18 protein-coding genes and 1 tRNA gene are annotated in these 18794 nt (G+C 74.5%); 8 read left to right on the forward strand and 11 right to left on the reverse strand.

Annotated elements, in window-relative coordinates:
* Nucleotides 1-117: 117 nt before the first annotated feature.
* The 5 genes from DMP17_RS14620 to DMP17_RS14640 all read left to right on the forward strand — a co-directional run bounded on the left by DMP17_RS14620 (nt 118) and on the right by DMP17_RS14640 (nt 5242).
* Nucleotides 118-1344 (forward strand): branched-chain amino acid ABC transporter substrate-binding protein, encoded by a 1227-nt coding sequence (locus tag DMP17_RS14620; protein WP_374203873.1) that lies wholly within the window; start codon nt 118-120, stop codon nt 1342-1344.
* Between the two features lie 125 nt (nt 1345-1469).
* The gene (locus DMP17_RS14625; protein ID WP_178375070.1) at nt 1470-2480 is read left to right on the forward strand and encodes a branched-chain amino acid ABC transporter permease; all 1011 of its coding nucleotides are present in this window, start codon (nt 1470-1472) and stop codon (nt 2478-2480) included.
* Entirely contained in the window at nt 2477-3631 is a 1155-nt protein-coding gene (locus tag DMP17_RS14630) for a branched-chain amino acid ABC transporter permease (RefSeq protein ID WP_178375071.1), read from the forward strand. Before DMP17_RS14625 ends, DMP17_RS14630 begins: the two co-directional genes overlap by 4 nt.
* A complete protein-coding gene (locus DMP17_RS14635; protein WP_226356466.1) occupies nt 3628-4542 on the forward strand; it encodes an ABC transporter ATP-binding protein in 915 nt (304 codons plus the stop codon). Before DMP17_RS14630 ends, DMP17_RS14635 begins: the two co-directional genes overlap by 4 nt.
* Nucleotides 4529-5242 (forward strand): ABC transporter ATP-binding protein, encoded by a 714-nt coding sequence (locus DMP17_RS14640; protein WP_178375072.1) that lies wholly within the window; start codon nt 4529-4531, stop codon nt 5240-5242. The genes DMP17_RS14635 and DMP17_RS14640 overlap by 14 nt, the downstream gene beginning before the upstream one ends.
* Nucleotides 5243-5314: 72 nt before the next feature.
* Here the strand turns inward: DMP17_RS14640 and DMP17_RS14645 are convergent, their stop codons facing one another.
* The 6 genes from DMP17_RS14645 to DMP17_RS14670 all read right to left on the reverse strand — a co-directional run bounded on the left by DMP17_RS14645 (nt 5315) and on the right by DMP17_RS14670 (nt 10652).
* Nucleotides 5315-5947 (reverse strand): ANTAR domain-containing response regulator, encoded by a 633-nt coding sequence (locus DMP17_RS14645; RefSeq protein ID WP_062402721.1) that lies wholly within the window; start codon nt 5945-5947, stop codon nt 5315-5317.
* Nucleotides 5948-6139: 192 nt separating this feature from the next.
* On the reverse strand, nt 6140-6427 hold the full coding sequence (locus DMP17_RS14650) for a hypothetical protein (RefSeq protein WP_337829820.1): 288 nt from the start codon (nt 6425-6427) through the stop codon (nt 6140-6142).
* Nucleotides 6428-6520: 93 nt separating this feature from the next.
* Nucleotides 6521-6597 (reverse strand) — tRNA-Leu (locus tag DMP17_RS14655).
* 73 nt (nt 6598-6670) lie between these two features.
* Nucleotides 6671-7381: a metallophosphoesterase gene (locus tag DMP17_RS14660; protein ID WP_337829821.1), complete on the reverse strand. Its 711-nt coding sequence runs from the start codon at nt 7379-7381 to the stop codon at nt 6671-6673.
* Nucleotides 7378-8538: a class I SAM-dependent RNA methyltransferase gene (locus DMP17_RS14665; RefSeq protein ID WP_337832688.1), complete on the reverse strand. Its 1161-nt coding sequence runs from the start codon at nt 8536-8538 to the stop codon at nt 7378-7380. The genes DMP17_RS14660 and DMP17_RS14665 overlap by 4 nt, the downstream gene beginning before the upstream one ends.
* A gap of 32 nt (nt 8539-8570) precedes the next feature.
* Nucleotides 8571-10652, reverse strand: coding sequence for an APC family permease (locus DMP17_RS14670; RefSeq protein ID WP_226356463.1), 2082 nt, complete (start codon nt 10650-10652; stop codon nt 8571-8573).
* Nucleotides 10653-10792: 140 nt separating this feature from the next.
* Between DMP17_RS14670 and DMP17_RS14675 the strand changes: the two genes are divergently transcribed.
* Entirely contained in the window at nt 10793-11455 is a 663-nt protein-coding gene (locus DMP17_RS14675; protein ID WP_226356462.1) for a potassium channel family protein, read from the forward strand.
* A complete protein-coding gene (locus DMP17_RS14680; RefSeq protein WP_226356461.1) occupies nt 11455-12108 on the forward strand; it encodes a potassium channel family protein in 654 nt (217 codons plus the stop codon). The genes DMP17_RS14675 and DMP17_RS14680 overlap by 1 nt, the downstream gene beginning before the upstream one ends.
* A gap of 45 nt (nt 12109-12153) precedes the next feature.
* Here the strand turns inward: DMP17_RS14680 and DMP17_RS14685 are convergent, their stop codons facing one another.
* From DMP17_RS14685 to dut, 4 genes are all read right to left on the reverse strand, one after another.
* On the reverse strand, nt 12154-12933 hold the full coding sequence (locus tag DMP17_RS14685; protein ID WP_226365516.1) for a DUF3159 domain-containing protein: 780 nt from the start codon (nt 12931-12933) through the stop codon (nt 12154-12156).
* A gap of 48 nt (nt 12934-12981) precedes the next feature.
* The gene (locus DMP17_RS14690) at nt 12982-13359 is read right to left on the reverse strand and encodes an OB-fold nucleic acid binding domain-containing protein (protein WP_020622832.1); all 378 of its coding nucleotides are present in this window, start codon (nt 13357-13359) and stop codon (nt 12982-12984) included.
* Between the two features lie 250 nt (nt 13360-13609).
* Nucleotides 13610-17257, reverse strand: a complete 3648-nt coding sequence (locus DMP17_RS14695; protein ID WP_337829822.1) for a DUF3710 domain-containing protein — start codon at nt 17255-17257, stop codon at nt 13610-13612.
* The gene (gene dut, locus DMP17_RS14700; RefSeq protein WP_226356458.1) at nt 17258-17773 is read right to left on the reverse strand and encodes a dUTP diphosphatase; all 516 of its coding nucleotides are present in this window, start codon (nt 17771-17773) and stop codon (nt 17258-17260) included.
* 25 nt (nt 17774-17798) lie between these two features.
* Between dut and DMP17_RS14705 the strand changes: the two genes are divergently transcribed.
* Nucleotides 17799-18296 carry a DUF3093 domain-containing protein gene (locus DMP17_RS14705; RefSeq protein ID WP_226356457.1) on the forward strand — a complete coding sequence of 166 codons (498 nt, stop codon included), beginning with the start codon at nt 17799-17801 and terminating at the stop codon, nt 18294-18296.
* A gap of 72 nt (nt 18297-18368) precedes the next feature.
* Here the strand turns inward: DMP17_RS14705 and DMP17_RS14710 are convergent, their stop codons facing one another.
* Nucleotides 18369-18671, reverse strand: coding sequence for a DUF4193 domain-containing protein (locus DMP17_RS14710; protein WP_010223990.1), 303 nt, complete (start codon nt 18669-18671; stop codon nt 18369-18371).
* Nucleotides 18672-18794 lie beyond the last annotated feature (123 nt).

An 18794-nucleotide genomic window follows, 5' to 3' on the forward strand; every position in this document is an offset into this window, starting at 1 on the left:
ACCTCGCCCGACGGGCGCAGGCGTACGGAGACCGGCTCTTTTCGGGGGGAGCGGTCGAGCAGGAGGGTCGACGTGTTCGGATCACGACTCAAGGGAGCCGGCAGGCGAGGGCGCACCATCGCCGTCGCAGGCGGCGTCGCACTCGCACTCACGCTGTCGGGCTGCGCCGCCGGGCAGGGTGGCGGCCAGCAGGGCGGTGGTGGCGAGCAGCAGGGCAACCGCCCGGACATTCCCGCCGTGAGCACGCTCCCGGTTCCGGCGAACGCCGCGAACCCGGCGGGCAACGGCCAGGCGCAGTGCGCCGCGACCACCACCCTCGCCTACGCCGGTGCGCTGACCGGCAGCAACGCGCAGCTGGGCGTCAACATCGTCAACGGCGTGCAGCTGGCGATCGACCAGCACAACAAGGCGAACCCGAACTGCCAGGTGCAGCTCAAGCGGTTCGACACCGAGGGCACCCCGGACAAGGCGCCGGGCATCGTCACCCAGGTCGCGAGCGAGCAGCCGATCGTCGGCGTCATCGGCCTGCCGTTCTCCGGTGAGTCCAAGGCGACCGGCGGCATCTTCGAGCAGGCCGGCCTGGTCCACCTCACGCCGTCGGCGACCAACCCGGCGCTGACCAAGAACGGCTGGACCACGTTCTTCCGGGCGCTGGCCAACGACAACGTGCAGGGACCGGCCGCGGCGAAGTTCATGGCCGGCAAGCTGGGCGCCAAGAAGGTCTGCGTCATCCAGGACGACTCCGACTACGGCGTCGGCCTGGCCGCGGCGACCAACCAGGCCCTGCAGGCCACCGGCATCGACGCCAGCTGCCAGGACAAGGTCACCACCGGCCAGAAGGACTTCGCGGCCGTCGTCTCGAAGATCGTCTCGGCGCAGCCGCAGGCGGTGTTCTACTCCGGCTACTACGCCGAGGGCGCCCCGCTGGACCAGCAGCTGTCCAACCGCGGCTTCACCGGCGTGTTCCTCGGCCCGGACGGCGTCAAGGACGACCAGTTCATCCAGCTCGCGGGCGACGCGTCCAACAACGCGTTCTTCACCTGCCCCTGCACCCCGGGTGAGCTGATCCCGGAGTTCGCCGACGCCTACAAGACCGTCAGCAACGGCGCCGCGCCCGGCACCTACTCGCTGGAGGGCTACGACTCGGCCACCATCCTGCTGAAGGCGATCGACTCCGGGGCGACCGACCGTGCCGCGGTGAAGAACTACGTCAAGAACTACGACGGCGCCGGCCTGTCCAAGCAGTTCAAGTGGGACTCCACCGGCGAGCTCGCCACCACGGCCGTCTACGGCTACAAGGTGGAGAACGGCAAGATCGTCTACGTGGGAGAGATCGGCAACTGAGCCGGCCCCGACCGGCCGCGGGCCTCGGCCGGAGACGCAGTTCCGACCGTGCCCGCCCGCCCCGCCGTCGTCGCCACCGCGACGACCGGGGCGGGCGGGCACGCCCACGCACGTGAGGAACCCCCGTGCTCCTGACCTCCATCGGACCGGTGCTCGCCCAGGGCCCGGACTGGATCAGCTTCGACGTCGGCGCCCTCGCCGACCAGTTCTGGGCCAACACCGTCGACGGCCTGGCCTACGGCGCGATCTACGCGCTCATCGCCATGGGCTACACGATGGTCTACGGCGTCCTGCAACTGATCAACTTCGCGCACTCCGAGGTGTTCATCGTCGGGGCCTACGCCCTGTTCTTCACCCTCGCCGCGCTCGGCTTCGGCCCGTCCTCCCCCGACCTCTCACCGGTCGCCCTGGTCGCGGACCTGATACTCGCGATGCTGGTCGCGATGGTCGCGGCGGGGATCGTGGCGGTGCTGCTCGAACGCATCGCCTACCGGCCGCTACGACGGCGGAACGCGCCCCGGCTCGCGTTCCTCATCACCGCCATCGGCGCGTCCTTCGCGCTGCAGTACCTGATCTTCGCCTGGCGCGGGCCCAACCCGGAGCCCGCACTGATCATGTTCCGGCCCGAGGTCGTCTTCACGATCTTCGGCGCACCGGTGGACAGCCAGCAGATCACCATCTTCGTCGCCGCGATCGCGCTGATGATCATCGTGGACCAGTTCGTGAACCGGACCCGGCTCGGACGCGGCCTGCGCGCCGTCGCCCAGGACCCGGACACCGCGACGCTGATGGGGGTCAACCGCGAGCGCGTCATCGTCCTGACCTTCCTCATCGGCGGCATCCTGGCCGGCGCGGCCGCGCTGTTCTACGTCATGAAGGTGCCCGCGGGCGTCCAGTACAACGGCGGCTTCATCCTCGGCATCAAGGCCTTCGCCGCCGCGGTGCTCGGCGGGATCGGCAACATCCGCGGCGCGCTGCTCGGCGGGCTGCTGCTCGGGGTGATCGGCAACTACGGCCAGACCCTGCTCGGCAACGCGCAGTGGACCGACGTCGTCGCCTTCGTCGTCCTGGTCGGGATCCTCATGATCCGGCCGACCGGCATCCTCGGCGAGTCGCTGGGGAGGGCCCGGGTATGACGACCTCGACCACTCCCCCGGCCGCCCCGGCGCGCACGTCCGGCCTGCGCGGGCTGCGTGACCGCTGGAACGACCTGCCCCGCTGGCAGCAGTGGCTGTGGCTGCTCCCGGTCGTCGCGCTGATCTACGCGCTGCCGGTGCTCAACCCGCCGCTGATCACCACCGAGCCGGGCACCAACTTCCCCATCGCGCTGTTCGACGCCGCCCGCTTCGCGCTGCTGGCGATCGGGCTGAACGTCGTCGTCGGCCAGGCGGGCCTGCTCGACCTGGGCTACGTCGGCTTCTTCGCCGTCGGCGCCTACGTCGCCGCGCTGTTCACCAGCCCCGACTCGGTCGTCTGGCACATCCCGTACCTGTGGACGCTGCCGCTGGCCATGATCGTCACGATGCTCGCGGGCCTGCTGCTCGGCGGACCGACGCTGCGGCTGCGCGGGGACTACCTCGCGATCGTCACCCTCGGGTTCGGGGAGATCATCCGGCTGCTGGCGACGATCGTCGGCCCGCTCAAGGGCCAGGTCGGCTTCCAGGGCGTCGGACGCCCGCCGGGGACCGACTCCGCGGGCCAGCCGCTGTTCTCCAACTCCAACGGCACCAGCTGGTACTGGCTGGTCGTCACGATCACCATCGTGATCCTGGTGCTGGTCGGGAACCTGGAGCGCAGCCGGGTCGGCCGCGCGTGGATCGCGATCCGCGAGGACGAGGACGCCGCGCAGATCATGGGCGTCCCCACCGTGCAGTTCAAGCTGTGGGCCTTCGTCATCGGCGCGGCCATCGGCGGTCTGTCCGGGGCGCTGTTCGCGGGCCAGGTCGGCTTCGTGAACAACCAGAAGTTCGACGTCCCCACCTCGGTGCTGTTCCTCGCCGCGGTGGTGCTCGGCGGGTCCGGCAACAAGGTCGGCGCCGTGGTCGGCGCGTTCATCGTGTCCTACATCCCGAACCGGTTCGTCGAGCTGGCGGGCTACAAGTACCTGATCTTCGGAGTGGCGCTCATCGTGCTCATGGCGTTCCGGCCGCAGGGCCTGCTCGGTGCCCGGCAGCGGCTGCTCACCTACGGCCGCGAGGCCTACCGGCGCCTCGTCGGACGGCCCGACCAGGTCGCCGCCGACGACCCCATGACCGCGGGCACCGCGAGCTCGGGGCCCGTCCGGTGAGCGCCCCCGACCAGGAACCGGTCGAGGGCGGCATCGTCGCCGAGGTCGCCCGGATGACGCCCGAGGAGCGGGCCGAGCACGAGGCGGCGGTCGCCGAGGTCGTCGCCCCGGACCGGGACATCGCCGTCGACGTCGGGGACACGCTGCTGTCGATGGAGGACGTGGGGATGCGCTTCGGCGGCCTCGTCGCCCTCGACGGCGTCTCCTTCGACATCCGGCGCGGCGAGATCCTCGGGCTGATCGGCCCGAACGGCGCGGGCAAGACCACCTGCTTCAACGCCCTCACCGGGGTCTACCGGCCCACCTCGGGCCGGGTGCTGCTGGAGGGCGCCCCGCTCGGGCGTCGCCAGCGGTTCCAGATCACCCGCCTCGGCATCGCCCGCACCTTCCAGAACATCCGTCTCTTCGGCGAGATGACGGCGCTGGAGAACGTCGTCGTCGGCACCGACGCCCGGCACCGGACCAGCGTGCTGGGCGCGCTCGTCCGCTCCCCGCGCCACCTGCGCGAGGAGCGGGAGGCGATCGAGAAGGCGATGGCCCTGCTGGAGTTCGTCGGCATCGCCGACCGCGCCGCGGAGAAGGCCCGCAACCTGCCCTACGGCTACCAGCGACGCCTGGAGATCGCCCGCGCGCTCGCCACCGAGCCGAAGCTGCTCTGTCTGGACGAGCCGGCCGCCGGCTTCAACCCGGCGGAGAAGGACGACCTGATGGGGCTCATCCGCACCATCCGCGACGACGGGTACACCGTCCTGCTCATCGAGCACGACATGCGGCTGGTCATGGGCGTGACCGACCGCATCGTGGTGCTCGAGTTCGGCCGCAAGATCGCCGAGGGGCTGCCCGCCGAGATCCGGGAGAACCCGGCCGTGATCGCCGCCTACCTGGGGGTTCCCGACGATGGCTCTGCTTGAGATGACCGGGGTGGGTGCGCACTACGGGCGCATCCAGGCCCTGCACGAGATCTCGCTGACCGTGAACGAGGGCGAGGTGGTGACCCTGATCGGCGCGAACGGCGCCGGGAAGACCACCACCATGCGGGTCGTGTCCGGGCTGCGCCCGCTCTCGTCGGGCTCGATCACCTTCGACGGCGACGACATCAGCACCCTGCGCGCCGACCTGCGGGTGGTCCGCGGGATCAGCCAGGCACCCGAGGGCCGCGGGATCTTCCCGGGCATGACGGTCCTGGAGAACCTGGACATGGGCGCCTACACGCGCAGGGACCGCAAGGAGCTGCCCGCGGAGCTCGACCGGATCTTCGAGCTCTTCCCGCGGCTCGCCGAGCGCCGCTCCCAGGTCGGCGGGACCCTGTCCGGTGGCGAGCAGCAGATGCTCGCGATCGGCCGGGCGCTGATGGCCAAGCCGCGGCTGCTGCTGCTCGACGAGCCCTCGATGGGCCTGGCCCCGCAGTTCATCGCGCAGATCTTCCGGATCGTCTCCGAGATCAACCGGCAGGGCGTGACCGTGCTGCTGGTCGAGCAGAACGCCCAGCAGGCGCTGTCCCGCGCCCACCGGGCCTACGTGCTGGAGTCCGGGCGGATCGTCCGGTCGGGCACCGGGGCCGACCTGCTGGCCGACCCCGCGATCAAGGACGCCTACCTCGGCGTCGCCTGACCGCCGCCGTGACGACGAGGGGCCCCGCCGGTACCGGCGGGGCCCCTCGTCGTGGTCGCGGGTGGTCGTCGGTCAGGACGACTTCGCCGGGGCGAGCCCCTCGACGACGGCCTCGGCCACCGCCTTCATCGTGGTGCGGCGGTCCATCGCGGTCCGCTGGATCCAGCGGAACGCCTCCGGCTCGGACATCTTCTGCGCGGTCATGAGCAGGCCCTTGGCCCGGTCGACGACCTTGCGGGTCTCGAACCGCTCGTTGAGCGAGGCGACCTCGTCCTCGAGCGCCTTCTTCTCGGCGAACCGGGAGACGGCGAGCTCGATGGCCGGGACCAGCTCGTGCCGGGCGAACGGCTTGACCAGGTAGGCCATGGCGCCGGCGTCGCGGGCGCGCTCGATCAGCTCGCGCTGGCTGAACGCGGTCAGCATGACGACCGGCGCGATCTTCTCCTCGACGATGGTCGACGCCGCCTCGATGCCGTCCTTCTTGGGCATCTTGACGTCCATGATCACCAGGTCGGGCTTCAGCTCGCGGGCCTGGGTGATGGCGGCCTCGCCGTCACCGGCCTCACCGGCGATGCGGTAGCCCTCCTCAGAGAGCATCTCGGCCAGGTCCATGCGGATCAGCGCCTCGTCCTCGACGACCAGCACCCGCCACCCGGGCTGCGGGCCGTCCTCGGCCGGCGTCTCTGCGGGAACGTTGTCGGTCACCGGAGAACTCCTTCATCGGTCAGTGGGGTGTCCGGAGCGCCCAGGCTACCGGCGGTACGGGTGCACAGCCGAACCACTTCGGCCTTTCGTGTGCGGAAACACGCTCCGTCGACCGCATTACCCGTCCGATCGGACAGGGGCGGCGGCGCTCACGCCGTCAGGCCGATCGCCGCGTCCAGCGCGGCGACGGCGTCACGTCGCGCGACCGACAGGGAGGTCGCGCGGCACCCGACGGTGCGCGATCCCCGGCCGGTCCGGGGCCGCCTCGGCGAGCCGCACGACGTCGTCGGAGGTGGTGCCGAGGAACCGGCGCCGAGAGGCGTACCCGCGCACGGAACCGTCGGGCCGGCGGGATCGGACACGGTTCGTGGTGTGACGGCCGTCGAAAGGGAACAGGCCGCGCAAGAAGTGGTCGGGGTGGCCGTCGACGATGTCGCGCTGACATTGCCCGAGCCGGATCCGGCGGGCGTGCTCGACCACGATCCCCGGAGGAGACCTGCAGGCCAGGAGGTGGAAGCACCCCGGGACGCGGGGCCCGGAGCCCTGGGCCGACACGTCGGTCGGATCGGAGAATGGTGCCCCCGGTGGGATTCGAACCCACACTGTACGGTGTTTGAGACCGCTTTCTCTGCCAGTTGGAATACGAGGGCGAAAGCAATTCAGTGCATTCTGTTGTGAACCGATCCTAGCGGGTTCCGGGCAACCCGCGGCAGCCGACCCGCCTCACACCGGCCAGCTCAGGAACCGGCTGCGCGGCGGCCCGTCCCCGAGCACGTGCAGCACCCCGCCCGGTGCCGGGACGGGGTCGCTCCCCCCGGTCCCGGGCACGTCCGGCCAGCGCAGGGCGGGCGCCACCGACGGCGCGACGACGAGCGGGTGCCCGGCGACCGTCGTCGCCAGTGGGGTGTGGACGTGCCCGCACACCACCAGCGTCGGGTCGCGGCGCGCGGCGAGCAGGGCCTCGAACACACCGGCCTCGAGCAGCCGCATCCCGTCGAGGACCGGGTGCCCGACCGCGACCGGCGGGTGGTGCAGGGCGACCAGCAGCGGCGCGGGGTCCCGGACGGCCTCGGTGAGCAGGGCGACCGCGGCGTCGGACAGCGCACCGTGCGGTGCCCCGGGGACCAGGGTGTCGAGCAGCGCGACGGTGGTCCCGCCGGTGCGGTGCAGCCGGTCGCCCACCGGGCCGACGGCGTCGGCCATCACGGCGCGGTCGTCGTGGTTGCCGGGCACGTGCAGCGCGCCGAGGCCGTCGAGCAGCCGTGCGGCGGAGGCGTAGGCCTCGGGGGCGCCGTCGTCGGCGAGGTCGCCGGTGACGAGCACGACGTCCGGCGCCGGGTCCAGCGCCCGGACCCCCGCGACGGCGCGGGCGGCCCGGCCGTCGGTGTCCGGGCGGCCGAGGTGCAGGTCCGAGAGCTGGACGACGGTGGTCACCCCGGGATCCGCTCCAGCAGGGCGGCCGCCTCCATGTGGTGGGTCATCGGGAACGCGTCGAACGCCCGCAGCGCGGCGGTGCGGTACCCGGCGGCGGCGAACAGGGACAGGTCGCGGGCCAGCGCGGCCGGGTCGCAGGCGATGTGCACGATCCGCTGCGGGGCGCGGGCGGCGAGGTCGCGCACCGCGGCCTTCCCGAGCCCGGCGCGCGGCGGGTCGGTGACCACGACGTCGGGGTCGGGGCCGAGCCGGCTGATCTCGCGCTCGGCGCGGCCGCGGACGAACTGGACCTGCGGCAGATCGGCGAGCGCGGAGGCGCCGTCGGCGACCGCGGACGTGGCGGACTCGACGACCAGCACCGTCCCCGACTCCCCCACCTGGTCGGCGAGGACCGAGCCGAGCAGCCCGACGCCGCCGTAGAGGTCCCAGGCGACGCCACCGGTGGGGGCGTCGGCCCAGTCGCGCACGACGGACGCGAGGGTGTCCGGCAGCGCCGGGTGGACCTGCCAGAACGTGCCGGCCGACAGCTCCCAGGTGCGGTCCGCGGCGTGCACGGTCGCGCCGGAGCCGACCCGGGCGGCGCCGTCGCCGACGACGGTGACGTCGAGCTCGGAGTCGGGCCGGAAGCGGCGCTCCAGCACCGGCGGTAGCGCGCCGGCCGGGACGAGCGGGCAGTCGCCGATCTCGCACACGTCGTGGCTGCGGTGGGCGCGCAGGCCGGGGACGCCGTCGTCGTCGACGGCCAGCCGCACCCGGGTGCGCCAGCCGAGCGGACCGCCGGGGAGCTCCTCGACCTCGACGGCGGCGAGGTCGGCGGTGGCGACGACCGCGGCGCCGGCGCCGAGACGCTCCAGCTGCTCGCGCAGGACGGTCGTCTTCAGGGCGCGCTGGGTGGCGTGGTCGGTGTGCTGGAAGTCACAGCCGCCGCAGCCACCGGGCCCGGCCCACGGGCAGGCGGGCTCGACCCGGTCCGGGGACGCCTCCAGCACGGCGACGGCGTCGGCGCGGCAGAACGCCCCGCCCGGGTCGTCGGTGACCACCGCGCGGACCAGCTCACCGGGCAGTGCGTGCCGGACGAACACGACCCGGCCACCGTCCCCGTCGCGGGCCACGCAGTGGCCGCCGTGCGCGACGGGGCCGACCCGCAGCTCCAGCATGCGGTCGGTCCAGTCGGTCGCCGTGTCGGCGTTCACCGGTTCTCCTTCTTCGTCACCCGGGGTGCGGACGGGGTGCCGCCACCCGTCCCGACGCCCGCGCCGTCGCGGCGTTCGCCGGGCAGCTGCTCCATGCCCGGGTAGCCGCGGCGGGACGCCCCCGGCGCCTGCAGCGGCGACAGCGCCCGCGTGCGCGACGACGACGGCAGCTGCCACGGCACGCTGGTCACCATCACCCCCGGCTGGAACAGCAGCCTCGACTTGAGCCGCAGCGCGCTCTGGTTGTGCAGCACCTGCTCCCACCAGTGCCCGACGACGTACTCCGGGATGTAGACGGTGACGACGTTGCGCGGGGAGTCGCTGCGGATGCGCTTGACGTAGTCCAGCACGGGCCGGGTGATCTCCCGGTAGGGCGACTCGACGACTTTCAGCGGGACCGGCAGGTTCCGCTTGTGCCACTGCTCGACGAGCTTCTTGGTGTCGGAGTCGTCGACGTTGACCGTGACGGCCTCGAGGATGTCCGGGCGGGTCGCTCGGGCGTAGGCCAGCGCCCGGAGGGTCGGCTTGTGCAGCGTCGAGACCAGGACGACGGCGTGGTTGCGCGAGGGCAGCACGTCGTCGGACTCGTCGGCGACGAGTGCGGCCGCGACCCGGTCGTAGTGCAGCTGGATCAGCCGCATGAGCACGAAGAACCCGGCCATCGCGACGATCGCGATCCAGGCGCCGAGGGTGAACTTGGTGATCAGCACCGTGATCAGCACGACGCCGGTCATGCAGGCGCCGAACCCGTTGATCGACTGCGCGCGGCGCATCCGGCGGCGTTCGGACGCCGAGGGGTCCAGCGCGAGCTCCCGGTTCCAGTGCCGGACCATCCCGGCCTGGGACAGCGTGAACGACACGAACACGCCGACGGTGTAGAGCGGGATGAGCCGGGTGACCTCGGCCTGGAAGCCGACGACCAGCAGGATCGCGAACAGCGCGAGCGCGACGATGCCGTTGGAGAACGCGAGCCGGTCGCCGCGGGTGTGCAGCTGACGGGGCAGGTAGCGGTCCTGGGACAGGATCGAGCCGAGCACCGGGAAGCCGTTGAACGCGGTGTTCGCGGCGAGGACGAGGATCAGCGCCGTCATGACGATGACGAAGAAGTAGCCCGGCGGGAAGTTGTCGAACACGGCGTCGGCGAGCTGGGCGATCATGGTGTGCTGCTCGTAGCCGGGCGGGGCGTCGGGGAACTGGCGCGCCGGGTCCTCGGCGATCTGGACGTGGGTGAGCTGGGCCAGGGCGATCAGCCCCATGAACAGCGACACCGACATCGCGCCGAGCAGCAGCAGCGTCGACGCCGCGTTCTTCGACTTGGGCTTGCGGAAGGCGGGCACGCCGTTGGAGATGGCCTCGACGCCGGTCAGCGCGGCCGCGCCCTGGGTGAAGCTGCGCAGCACGAGCAGCACGAGCGCCAGGCCGGTGAACGCGTCGCCCTCGGCGACCAGGTGCAGGTCCGCGCTCTCCGCCCGGACGGAGTCGCCGAGGATCAGCACCCGGGTCAGACCCCAGATGATCATCGTCGCGACGCCGATGACGAAGGCGTACACCGGGATCGCGAAGGCGGTGCCGGACTCGCGGATGCCGCGCAGGTTGATCGCGGTGAGCACGGCGATGGCCGACACCGCGAACAGCACCTTGTGCTCGGCGACGAACGGCACCAGCGCACCGATGTTCGCCGCGGCCGCGGAGATCGAGACGGCGACCGTGAGGGTGTAGTCGACCAGCAGGGCGCTGGCGACGGTCAGCCCGGCGTTCTTGCCGAGGTTCACCGTCGCGACCTCGTAGTCACCCCCGCCGGAGGGATAGGCGTGGACGTTCTGCCGGTAGCTGGCGACGACCGTCAGCAGGACGACGACGACGGCGAGACCGATCCACGGCGACATCGCGTAGGAGGCGACCCCGGCGACCGACAGGGTCAGGAAGATCTCCTCGGGGGCGTAGGCGACCGACGACATGGCGTCGGAGGCGAACACGGGGAGGGCGATCCGCTTCGGGAGCAGGGTGCTGGTCAGGCGGTCGCTGCGCTGCGGTCGTCCGACCACGAGCCGCTTGAGAGCGACGGCGAGCTTGGACACGGGGCGCAGCCTATGCCCCCGCTCCGTTGCGCTTCGCGATAGCGTTCACTCCGCGTCGTCGGCGTCCCCGTCGCCGTCCGTACAGAAGGAACGAATCGTACATCCCGGGCTCCCCACCCGGCGGAAGGACCCCTGACGCCATGCACGTCGTGATCATGGGATGTGGCCGCGTCGGCGCGTCCCTGGCCTCGGGCCTGGAGCGGCTCGGCCACGAGGTCGCGGTGATCGACCGCGACCCGCAGGCCTTCCGCAGGCTCGGCCCGGACTTCCGCGGGCGCCAGGTCGTCGGTTTCGGCTTCCACCGCAGCGTCCTCGACGAGGCCGGGCTGGAGTCCGCCGACGCGTTCGCCGCCGTCTCCTCCGGGGACAACTCCAACATCATCGCCGCCCGGGTGGCGCGCGAGAGCTACGGCGTCGGCAAGGTCGTCGCCCGGATCTACGACGCCAAGCGCGCCGCGGTGTACGAGCGTCTGGGCATCCCGACGGTCGCGACCGTCCCGTGGACGACCGACCGGCTGCTGCGCATGCTGCTGCCCGACGGCGTCGCCACCGCCTGGCGCGAGCCCACCGGCACCGTGGCCGTCCTGCCGCTGCCGCTGCACGAGGACTGGGTGGGACGCCCGATCCGCGACCTGGAGCGGGCGACGAGCTCGCGGGTCGCGTTCATCGTGCGGTTCGGCACCGGGGTGCTGCCGACCAAGGACACCACCGTGCAGCACGAGGACACCGTCTACGTGGCGGCGGTCTCGGGCACGGTCAGCGACGTGACGGCGGCCGCCGCGGCGCCGCCCGAGGAGGACTGATGCGGGTCGCGATCGCGGGGGCGGGCGCCGTCGGGCGGTCCATCGCGCTGGAGCTGGTCGAGTCCGACCACCGGGTCATGCTGATCGAGCGCGAGCTGAACCACATCGACCCCAACTCCGTCCCCGAGGCCGAGTGGGTGCACGCCGACGCCTGCGAGCTGTCCTCGCTGGAGGACGCCGGCATCGAGGGCTGCGACGTCGTGATCGCCGCGACCGGCGACGACAAGGTCAACCTGGTGGTCTCGCTGCTGGCGAAGACCGAGTTCGGGGTCCGCCGGGTGGTGGCCCGGGTGAACGACCCGCGCAACGAGTGGCTGTTCGGGGAGAACTGGGGCGTCGACGTCGCGGTGTCGACGCCGCGGCTGCTGGCGGCGCTGGTCGAGGAGGCCGTCGCCGTGGGTGACCTGGTGCGGCTGCTGACGCTGCGCCAGGGGCAGGCGAACCTCGTCGAGGTGACGCTGCCCGAGGACACGCCGCTGGCCGGGCGGCCGGTGCGGGTGCTGGAGCTGCCGACGGACTCGGCGCTGGTGACGATCCTGCGCGGCGGCCGGGTGATCGTGCCCCAGCCCGACGACGCCCTGGAGGGCGGCGACGAGCTGCTGTTCGTGGCGACGACGGCGGTCGAGGAGGACATCCGCGCCGCCCTCATGTGACCCCGCCCGGGACCGGCGCGCGGGTGTCCCGCGCGCCGGTGCGGGTCAGGCGGTCGCGGTGCGGGCGCGCTCGGCGCGGCGCACGATGAGGATCGTGGCCAGGATCGCGACCCCGGTGAGCGGGTAGCCCATCGCGAGCCGCGCGACGCCCAGCCAGGTCTCGGAGTCGGCCAGGTACAGCCCGCCCTGCACGAGGACCTTCGCGAGGAAGGTCGTCGCCCACACCGCGGTGGCCCAGCCGTAGGCGCGGACCAGGTGGGGGTCCCGGCGCCACTCGGTGCCGTGGCCGTTGATGCCGTGCCAGATCACCCCGGCCAGCGGCCAGCGGGCGATGATCGAGACCAGCGCGACGATCCCGAGGGCGCCGCTGTAGAGCAGACCGGGCAGGTAGAAGCCGCGGGCCTCGCCGGTCCGGCTGGCCACGAGCGCGCACACCCCGACGCCGAGCAGGCCGGAGATCGCCGGCATCACCGGGTCGCGCCGGACCAGGCGCCAGACCAGCACCAGCACCCCGGCCCCGATCGCGGCGTACAGCGCGGTCCGCAGGTCGCCGAGGATGTTGGCGACGACGAACACCACGACCGGGATGGTCGAGGCGACGATCCCGGTGACCCCGCCCATCTGCTCGAGCAGGGTGGGGGTCGGAGCCTCGCCGCCCGCGTCCGTGGCCGGTGGCGCCGCGGGCCCGGACCGGTCCGGTTCGGGCCCGGCGGCGTGCGCCGGTGCCGTCACCGGCCGGCCGAGGGGCGCGGTCCGGTCCTGCGGGTCCACGTCGGGGACTCGCGGGATCCGGGTGGTCGGGGCGTCGTGGTGGTGGTCGTTCAAGCCGGTCCGATCCGTCGGCTCAGGAGCAGGCCGCGAGGGTCCCGCGGGTCACTGCGCCTGGCAGATCTCGTAGTACGGGTTGTAGAGCACCTTGCGACCGTCGCGGACCGAGATCCGGCCACGGACCCGCATGGTGCGCCCGGCCTCGATACCGGGGATGCTGCGCCGGCCCATCCAGACCAGGGTGACGCCGTCGGTGCCGTCGAACAGCTCGGCCTTCAGCGTGGCGTCGGCGCTCTGCGGACAGAGGTCGACGCTGCGGATCCGGCCGAGCATCGTGACCTCCTCGCCGCAGGCGCAGTCGCGGGCCGGGCGTGCCCCGGTCTCCTCGACGTCCTCGGCGAGATCGCGCGCGTCGAGCTCGTCGACGTCGCTGGTGAGTTTGCGGAGCATCCGGCGGAACGCTCCGCCATCCGTGCTGCCCATGTCTCTCCTCGGCCCGCATCCGGTACCGGCCCGGGGTCACCGGACCCTCCGGTGACCCGCACTCGCGTGGCGACCCGACAGGGTGTCGTGGTGGCGCCGAGAGCGTAACGCGCGGACGCTCCGGTTTGTGCCCGTGGCGGCCCTGACCTCCCGGTCGCCGCCCCGCCGACCGGTTCCCGGGCCGCGCCCGGTGGTCGGCGGGCGGGCGCGGGCCGGGCGTACCGGACACCCGCGCCCACCGCGCTCCCGCTCAGTCCCGGCGGTGCCGTCCGAGGTCGCGGGGACCGGTGCCGCCCGCGCGCCGACCGGACGACCACTGGCCGGTGAGCCCGGACCCGCCCGCGGCGCGGCCGGCGTCGAGTGCGCCGGGGACGTCGTCGGTGTCGTCGTCCGCGGTGCCGGTGCGGGCCGGGTCCGCGTCCGCGGGGTCCTCGGCGGCGCGGGCCGCGGCCCGTCCGGCGGCCGCCCGGCTGGCCCGGTAGTCGGCCAGGCCGGTGACGCCGCCGTGCCCGTTGGTGCGGTCGGCACCCGGACCGTCGGCGTCGGGTCCGCGGTCGGCCGACGCGCTGCGGAGCAGGTCCTGCAGGGCGCTGCGTGCCTCGTCGGCCGAGGTGGGGCCGCCTCCGTGCCAGGGGCGGCCCGCGTCGCCCGCGGCCCGGAACAGGTCGTCCCCGCCCGGGCCCGGCGCGGCCCGGCCGTTCGTGCCCGGCTCGGCCCGGCCCGGTTCCGACCGGCCCGGTTCCGCCGGGTCGTCCGCTCCCCGGCCGGACGGGCCCGGCGCTGCGGGGCCCGGCAGTGCGGGGTTGGCCGACGCGGGGTTCGGCGCCGCGGGGCCGGGCGATGCAGGGCCGGGCGATGCGGGCGCCGGGTCGGCGCGGTGTCCGGCACCGGTCCCCCGGCCCTCGTCGGCGTCCGCGCCGAGCGGCGCGGAACCGGCGAGCGCGGAACCGGCGGGCGCGGAACCGGCGGGCGCGGGACCCGCGGTGCCGCTCCCGGAGGCGGGGGCGGCGTCGGGTTCGCGGCGGCGTCCACCGCCCGCGGGGGCGTCGAGGGCGACGGCGGCGAGCAGGTCGGCCACCGAGGTGCCCGCCCCCGCGCCGTGCCGGCCGGAGCGGCGGCTGGCGGCGATCTCGGCGGACAGCCAGCCGTCGTCGTCCGGGGTGGGGTCGGCGGGTGCCGTGTGGCCGGGCGCGTCCGCGGTGGGGCGGGCGCCCCGCCGACGACGGGTGGGCGCGGGTGCGGCGGGCTCCGGCGGGGCCGGGAGCCGGTCGAGCGTGGCCTCCATCAGCGGCACGTCCGACAGCGGGATGTCCTCGATGGCCCCGGTGGGCTGCGCCGCCGGTCCGGGCGTGGCGGCCGGGGTGTCCCGGGTGCGCCCGGCGAGCAGGTCCGCGGCATCGACGCGGGTGGCGTCGGCGGCGCGGTCGCGCCGGGAGCGGCGGCCCGCCCCACCGGTGCCCGGTGCGGTCCCGCCCGCGACACCGCCGGCGGTGGTCGCACTGCCGAGCGTCTCGCGCCCGTCCGCGGCGTCACCGTCCACGGGGCCGGTACCGGCCCCGATGCCGGTGCCGCCGCCGAGGGCCGGGCCGCCACCGGGAGCCGTGCCGGGATCGAGAGCCGTACGGCCGTCGAGGGCGGTGCCGGACAGGGAGGCGCCGGACAGCGCGGTACCGGACAGGGAGGCGGCGTCGTCGAGGGCGGAGGCCGGGACGGGGGTGCCGGTGTCCAGGATGTCGCCGGCCGCCGCGCCCCGGCCGAAACCGGTGAGCGGGGTCGCGGACCGGTCGTCCTCGGCGCCCGCGAGCAGGTCGGCGACCGACAGCGCGGTCACCGCCGGGTCCCGGCGGGCCGGGGGCTCCACCGGCTCGGGCTCGGGGGCCCGGACCGGGGCGGCCGCGGACGGCGCCGGGTCCGGCGCGTGCAGCGGCGCCGGGGCGTGGATCGACTCGCGGCCCGGCAGCGGGCGCGCGCCGGTGTCGGTCCCGGGCCGGACCGGGCCGGCCGCGGGCGCGACGCCACCCGCGGTCGGGATCGCGCCGGTCGGGGTCGCGCTGCCGGGGATGCCCCCGGCCGGTGTGGCACCGGCCGGGGCGCCGCCGAGCCGGTTCGCGCCGGTCCGGTCGGGCCGGACCGGACGTCCGCGACGGCGGCCGGGCCGCGCCTCGGACCCGGGGGTGACCAGCGGGCCGCCGGTCAGCGCGGTGCGCTCGGCGGGCGACTCGTCGGCGCGGACGGCGGGGGTGAGCTCCGTGCGCTCCGCGGGCACCTCTGCCGGGGCCGCCGCGGCGGGGCGGCGGACCTGCGGCAGCGCGCGGGTGCGCGGGTCGGCGTCCTCGACCGACGGGCGGGGCCCCACCGGCCCCGCGGGGGGCTGCGTGGCCGGGGCCGCGGAGGCGGCGGCGGGCGCGGTGCGGCGCGGACGTGCCGGCCGGGCGGGCTCGACCGGCGTCGCCGGTTCCGCGGAGGCGGCGGCCGGCACCGGGCGGGCGCCGGTCGCCGGGCCGGATGGCACCGGGGTCGCGCCGGTGGTGCCCGACGGCACCGGGGTCGACCCCGTCGCGCCGGTGGGGGCCGGGACGGAGACGGTGATGCTGGGCTTCTGGGGCGCGACCTCGGGCTGCTGCTCGCGCAGGTGCTCGGGCAGCTCCAGCGGCAGGACCGTCCGCGGCGGGTACGGCGACTTCCCGCGGACGACGATGATCCCCCGCAGCACGCGGCGGAGCTCCACGTCGAGGGCCTCGACGGTCTCCAGCGACGCCGTCGCCACGCCGTAGACCATCCAGCGCGGGCCGTCGCAGCCGACGAACACCGAGGCGGCGTTCTCGGTGCGGGCGTGGAGCTCGCGGCCCCAGTCGCCGCGGGCGTTGCGCACCCGGGCGCCGCCCTTGCGCAGGGACTGCTCGATCTCCGCGGACAGGTCCGCCCACAGACCGGACGACCGCGGCGCGGCGAGCGCGCTCACCGCGATCCGGCCCTCGGCGAGCAGCAGGTGCACGGCCTGGGGGCGCTCGGCACCCGCGGGCTCCAGCTTCAGCTCGGCGCCGTAGGGCACCGGGACCTGCAGGGCACCGAGGTCGACGCGGGCGAGCGCGTCGGTCATCGACGGGTCGAGCTCCTCGACGTCGGCCGGGCCCAGCGGGCGGCCGCCGCTGCCGGGCGGCGGGACCGAGAGCGGGGCGTCGCCGACGCCGTACTCGTCCTCGTCGTACTCGTCCTCGTCGTACTCGTCCTCGTCGTACTCGTCCTCGTCGTCGACGTCGTCGTCGTAGTCGAGGTCGTCGGAGGGCGGCGCGGACGGGCGCCGGCCCCAGGACGGGTCGTCGGGGTCACCGCCGTCGAAGCCCTGCGGGGTGCGGTCGCGGGCGTAGGCGAGCTCGTCGTCCTCGACCCGGTGCGACAGCAGCGGCGGCTCCTCCTCGTCCCAGCGGCCGTCCGGGGCGACCCGGTCGTCGTGCGCGGCGGGGGCGGGGGCGGGCAGGCGCCCGGAGGCGCCGGTGGCCGGGGGACGGCCGGTGGTGTCGCGGCCGACCGCGCGCACCGCCGTCGTCGCCGCGGCGGGGCCGTCGGGGGCGGGGACGGCAGCGGTCCGCGGGCCGGCCGGGCGGCCGTTCGCCGGTACCGGGCGGGGGCCGGCGGCGGGCACGGAGCCGTTGCGCCCCGGCGCGGGCGGCCTGCCGTTCGGCGCACCGGGTCCGGAGCCGTTGCGCGGGGCCGCGCCGTTCACCGGCGGCGCCCCGCGACGGGCGTCCTGCTCGGCGTAGTGGTCGGCGTAGTCGTCGAAGTCGTCGATGTCGGAGTCGCCGTAGCCGGGATAGCCCGGATAGGCACCCGTCCCGGTGTCCTCGACCCCGTCCTCGGGACGGATGTCGAACATCCGACCGCGTGCGCGTCCCGGCATCTACTGGTCCCCTCCCCCGGCGACGAGCGCGGCGTTCCCGCCGGTCGAGCCGTGACCGGCGGCGCCGCGTACCGACGCGGGCAGCGCGGTGACCTCCACGAACCGGGCCGTCTCGACCCGCTGCACCACCAGCTGCGCGATGCGGTCCCCCCGGTGAAGCTCCACCGGCGTGTCCGGGTCGGTGTTGACCAGGCACACCTTGATCTCGCCGCGGTACCCGGCGTCCACGGTGCCGGGTGCGTTGACGATCGACAGCCCGCAGCGGGCCGCGAGGCCGGACCGCGGGTGCACGAACCCGGCGTAGCCCTCGGGCAGCGCGATCGCCACCCCGGTCCCGACGAGCGCCCGGCGCCCGGGCTGGAGGACCACGTCGGTGGTCGTCACGAGGTCGGCCCCGGCGTCCCCGGGCCGCGCGTACGCGGGGTGGGGGACGTCGGGGTCGAGCCGCGTCAGCAGGACGTCGACGGACGCTGCTGCCGGCGGCTGGTCCGGGGGAGCGGGCACGGAACCGGGCACGGCGGGCGACGCTACCCTGGGCCCCGTGAGCGAACGGGTTCCGGAGACCGACTCTGCGACGGCTGGCCCTGCTGCGTTCGACGAGCGGTTGTCCGTCCCGGTGTGGTGGTACCTGCTCGCCGTCGGGCTCGGTGTCCTGATGGGCGCGCAGATCCACATGGGCTACCCCGGCCTGCGGGCGTGGCTGGGCTACCTGACGATGGTGCCGCTGTGCGTCGGCGTCCTGTGGTGGATGGGCCGCAGCCGCACCACGGTCCGCGGCGGCGTGCTGATCTCGAACGGCCGGGAGCTGCCGCTGTCCGCGGCCGGGGTCACCGACACCGTCGCGCGCGCCGACAAGCAGCAGGCGATGGGCCCCGACCTCGACCCGCAGGCCTACGTGCTGCACCGGGCGTGGGTGGGGCCGCTGGTGCGGGTCCAGGCGACCGGCCGTGACGAGCCCTACTGGGTGCTCAGCACACGCCGTCCCGACGCGCTGCGGGCGGCGATCGCCGCGCAGGCGCCGCACCCCCAGCAGAGCTGACCCGGGATGTACGACGGGCCCCGGCGGAACTCCGCCGGGGCCCGTCGTGGTCCTCCCGTCGTGCGGGCCCTGTCAGGCCGCACAGTCGCGGCAGAGGAACTGTCCGCCCGAGGTGCTGGCGAGCCGGCTCCGGTGGTGCACCAGGAAGCAGCTCGCACAGGTGAACTCGTCCGCCTGCTTCGGCAGGACGTTCACCGTCAGTTCCTCGCCCGACAGGTCCGCGCCCGGGAGCTCGTAGCTCTCCGCGGTGTCGGTCTCCTCGACGTCGACGACCGCGGACTGCGCCTCGTTGCGGCGCTGCTTGAGCTCGTCGAGCGAGTCCTCGGCCATCTCGTCGGCCTCATTGCGACGTGGGGCGTCGTAGTCGGTCGCCATCAGGTCTCACCCTTGCCTTACGTCCGTGCTGCTCGATTCGGCCCTCGAGCAGCGGTACTTCGCATCGGTTGGTCGTCGCGTGCCGCTGAGGAACGTCGCGGGGACCGGGTTTGTGCCCGGCTC

The organism is Pseudonocardia sp. TMWB2A (assembly GCF_017312135.1).

Bases quoted from the DNA above. Each gene is read 5' to 3' on its own strand.
- DMP17_RS14710 (WP_010223990.1), bottom strand. From the start codon at position 18,671: ATGGCGACCGACTACGACGCCCCACGTCGCAATGAGGCCGACGAGATG.
- DMP17_RS14695 (WP_337829822.1), bottom strand. From the start codon at position 17,257: ATGCCGGGACGCGCACGCGGTCGGATGTTCGACATCCGTCCCGAGGAC.
- DMP17_RS14665 (WP_337832688.1), bottom strand. From the start codon at position 8,538: ATGCTGGAGCTGCGGGTCGGCCCCGTCGCGCACGGCGGCCACTGCGTG.
- DMP17_RS14675 (WP_226356462.1), top strand. From the start codon at position 10,793: ATGCACGTCGTGATCATGGGATGTGGCCGCGTCGGCGCGTCCCTGGCC.
- DMP17_RS14680 (WP_226356461.1), top strand. From the start codon at position 11,455: ATGCGGGTCGCGATCGCGGGGGCGGGCGCCGTCGGGCGGTCCATCGCG.
- DMP17_RS14640 (WP_178375072.1), top strand. From the start codon at position 4,529: ATGGCTCTGCTTGAGATGACCGGGGTGGGTGCGCACTACGGGCGCATC.
- DMP17_RS14690 (WP_020622832.1), bottom strand. From the start codon at position 13,359: ATGGGCAGCACGGATGGCGGAGCGTTCCGCCGGATGCTCCGCAAACTC.
- DMP17_RS14630 (WP_178375071.1), top strand. From the start codon at position 2,477: ATGACGACCTCGACCACTCCCCCGGCCGCCCCGGCGCGCACGTCCGGC.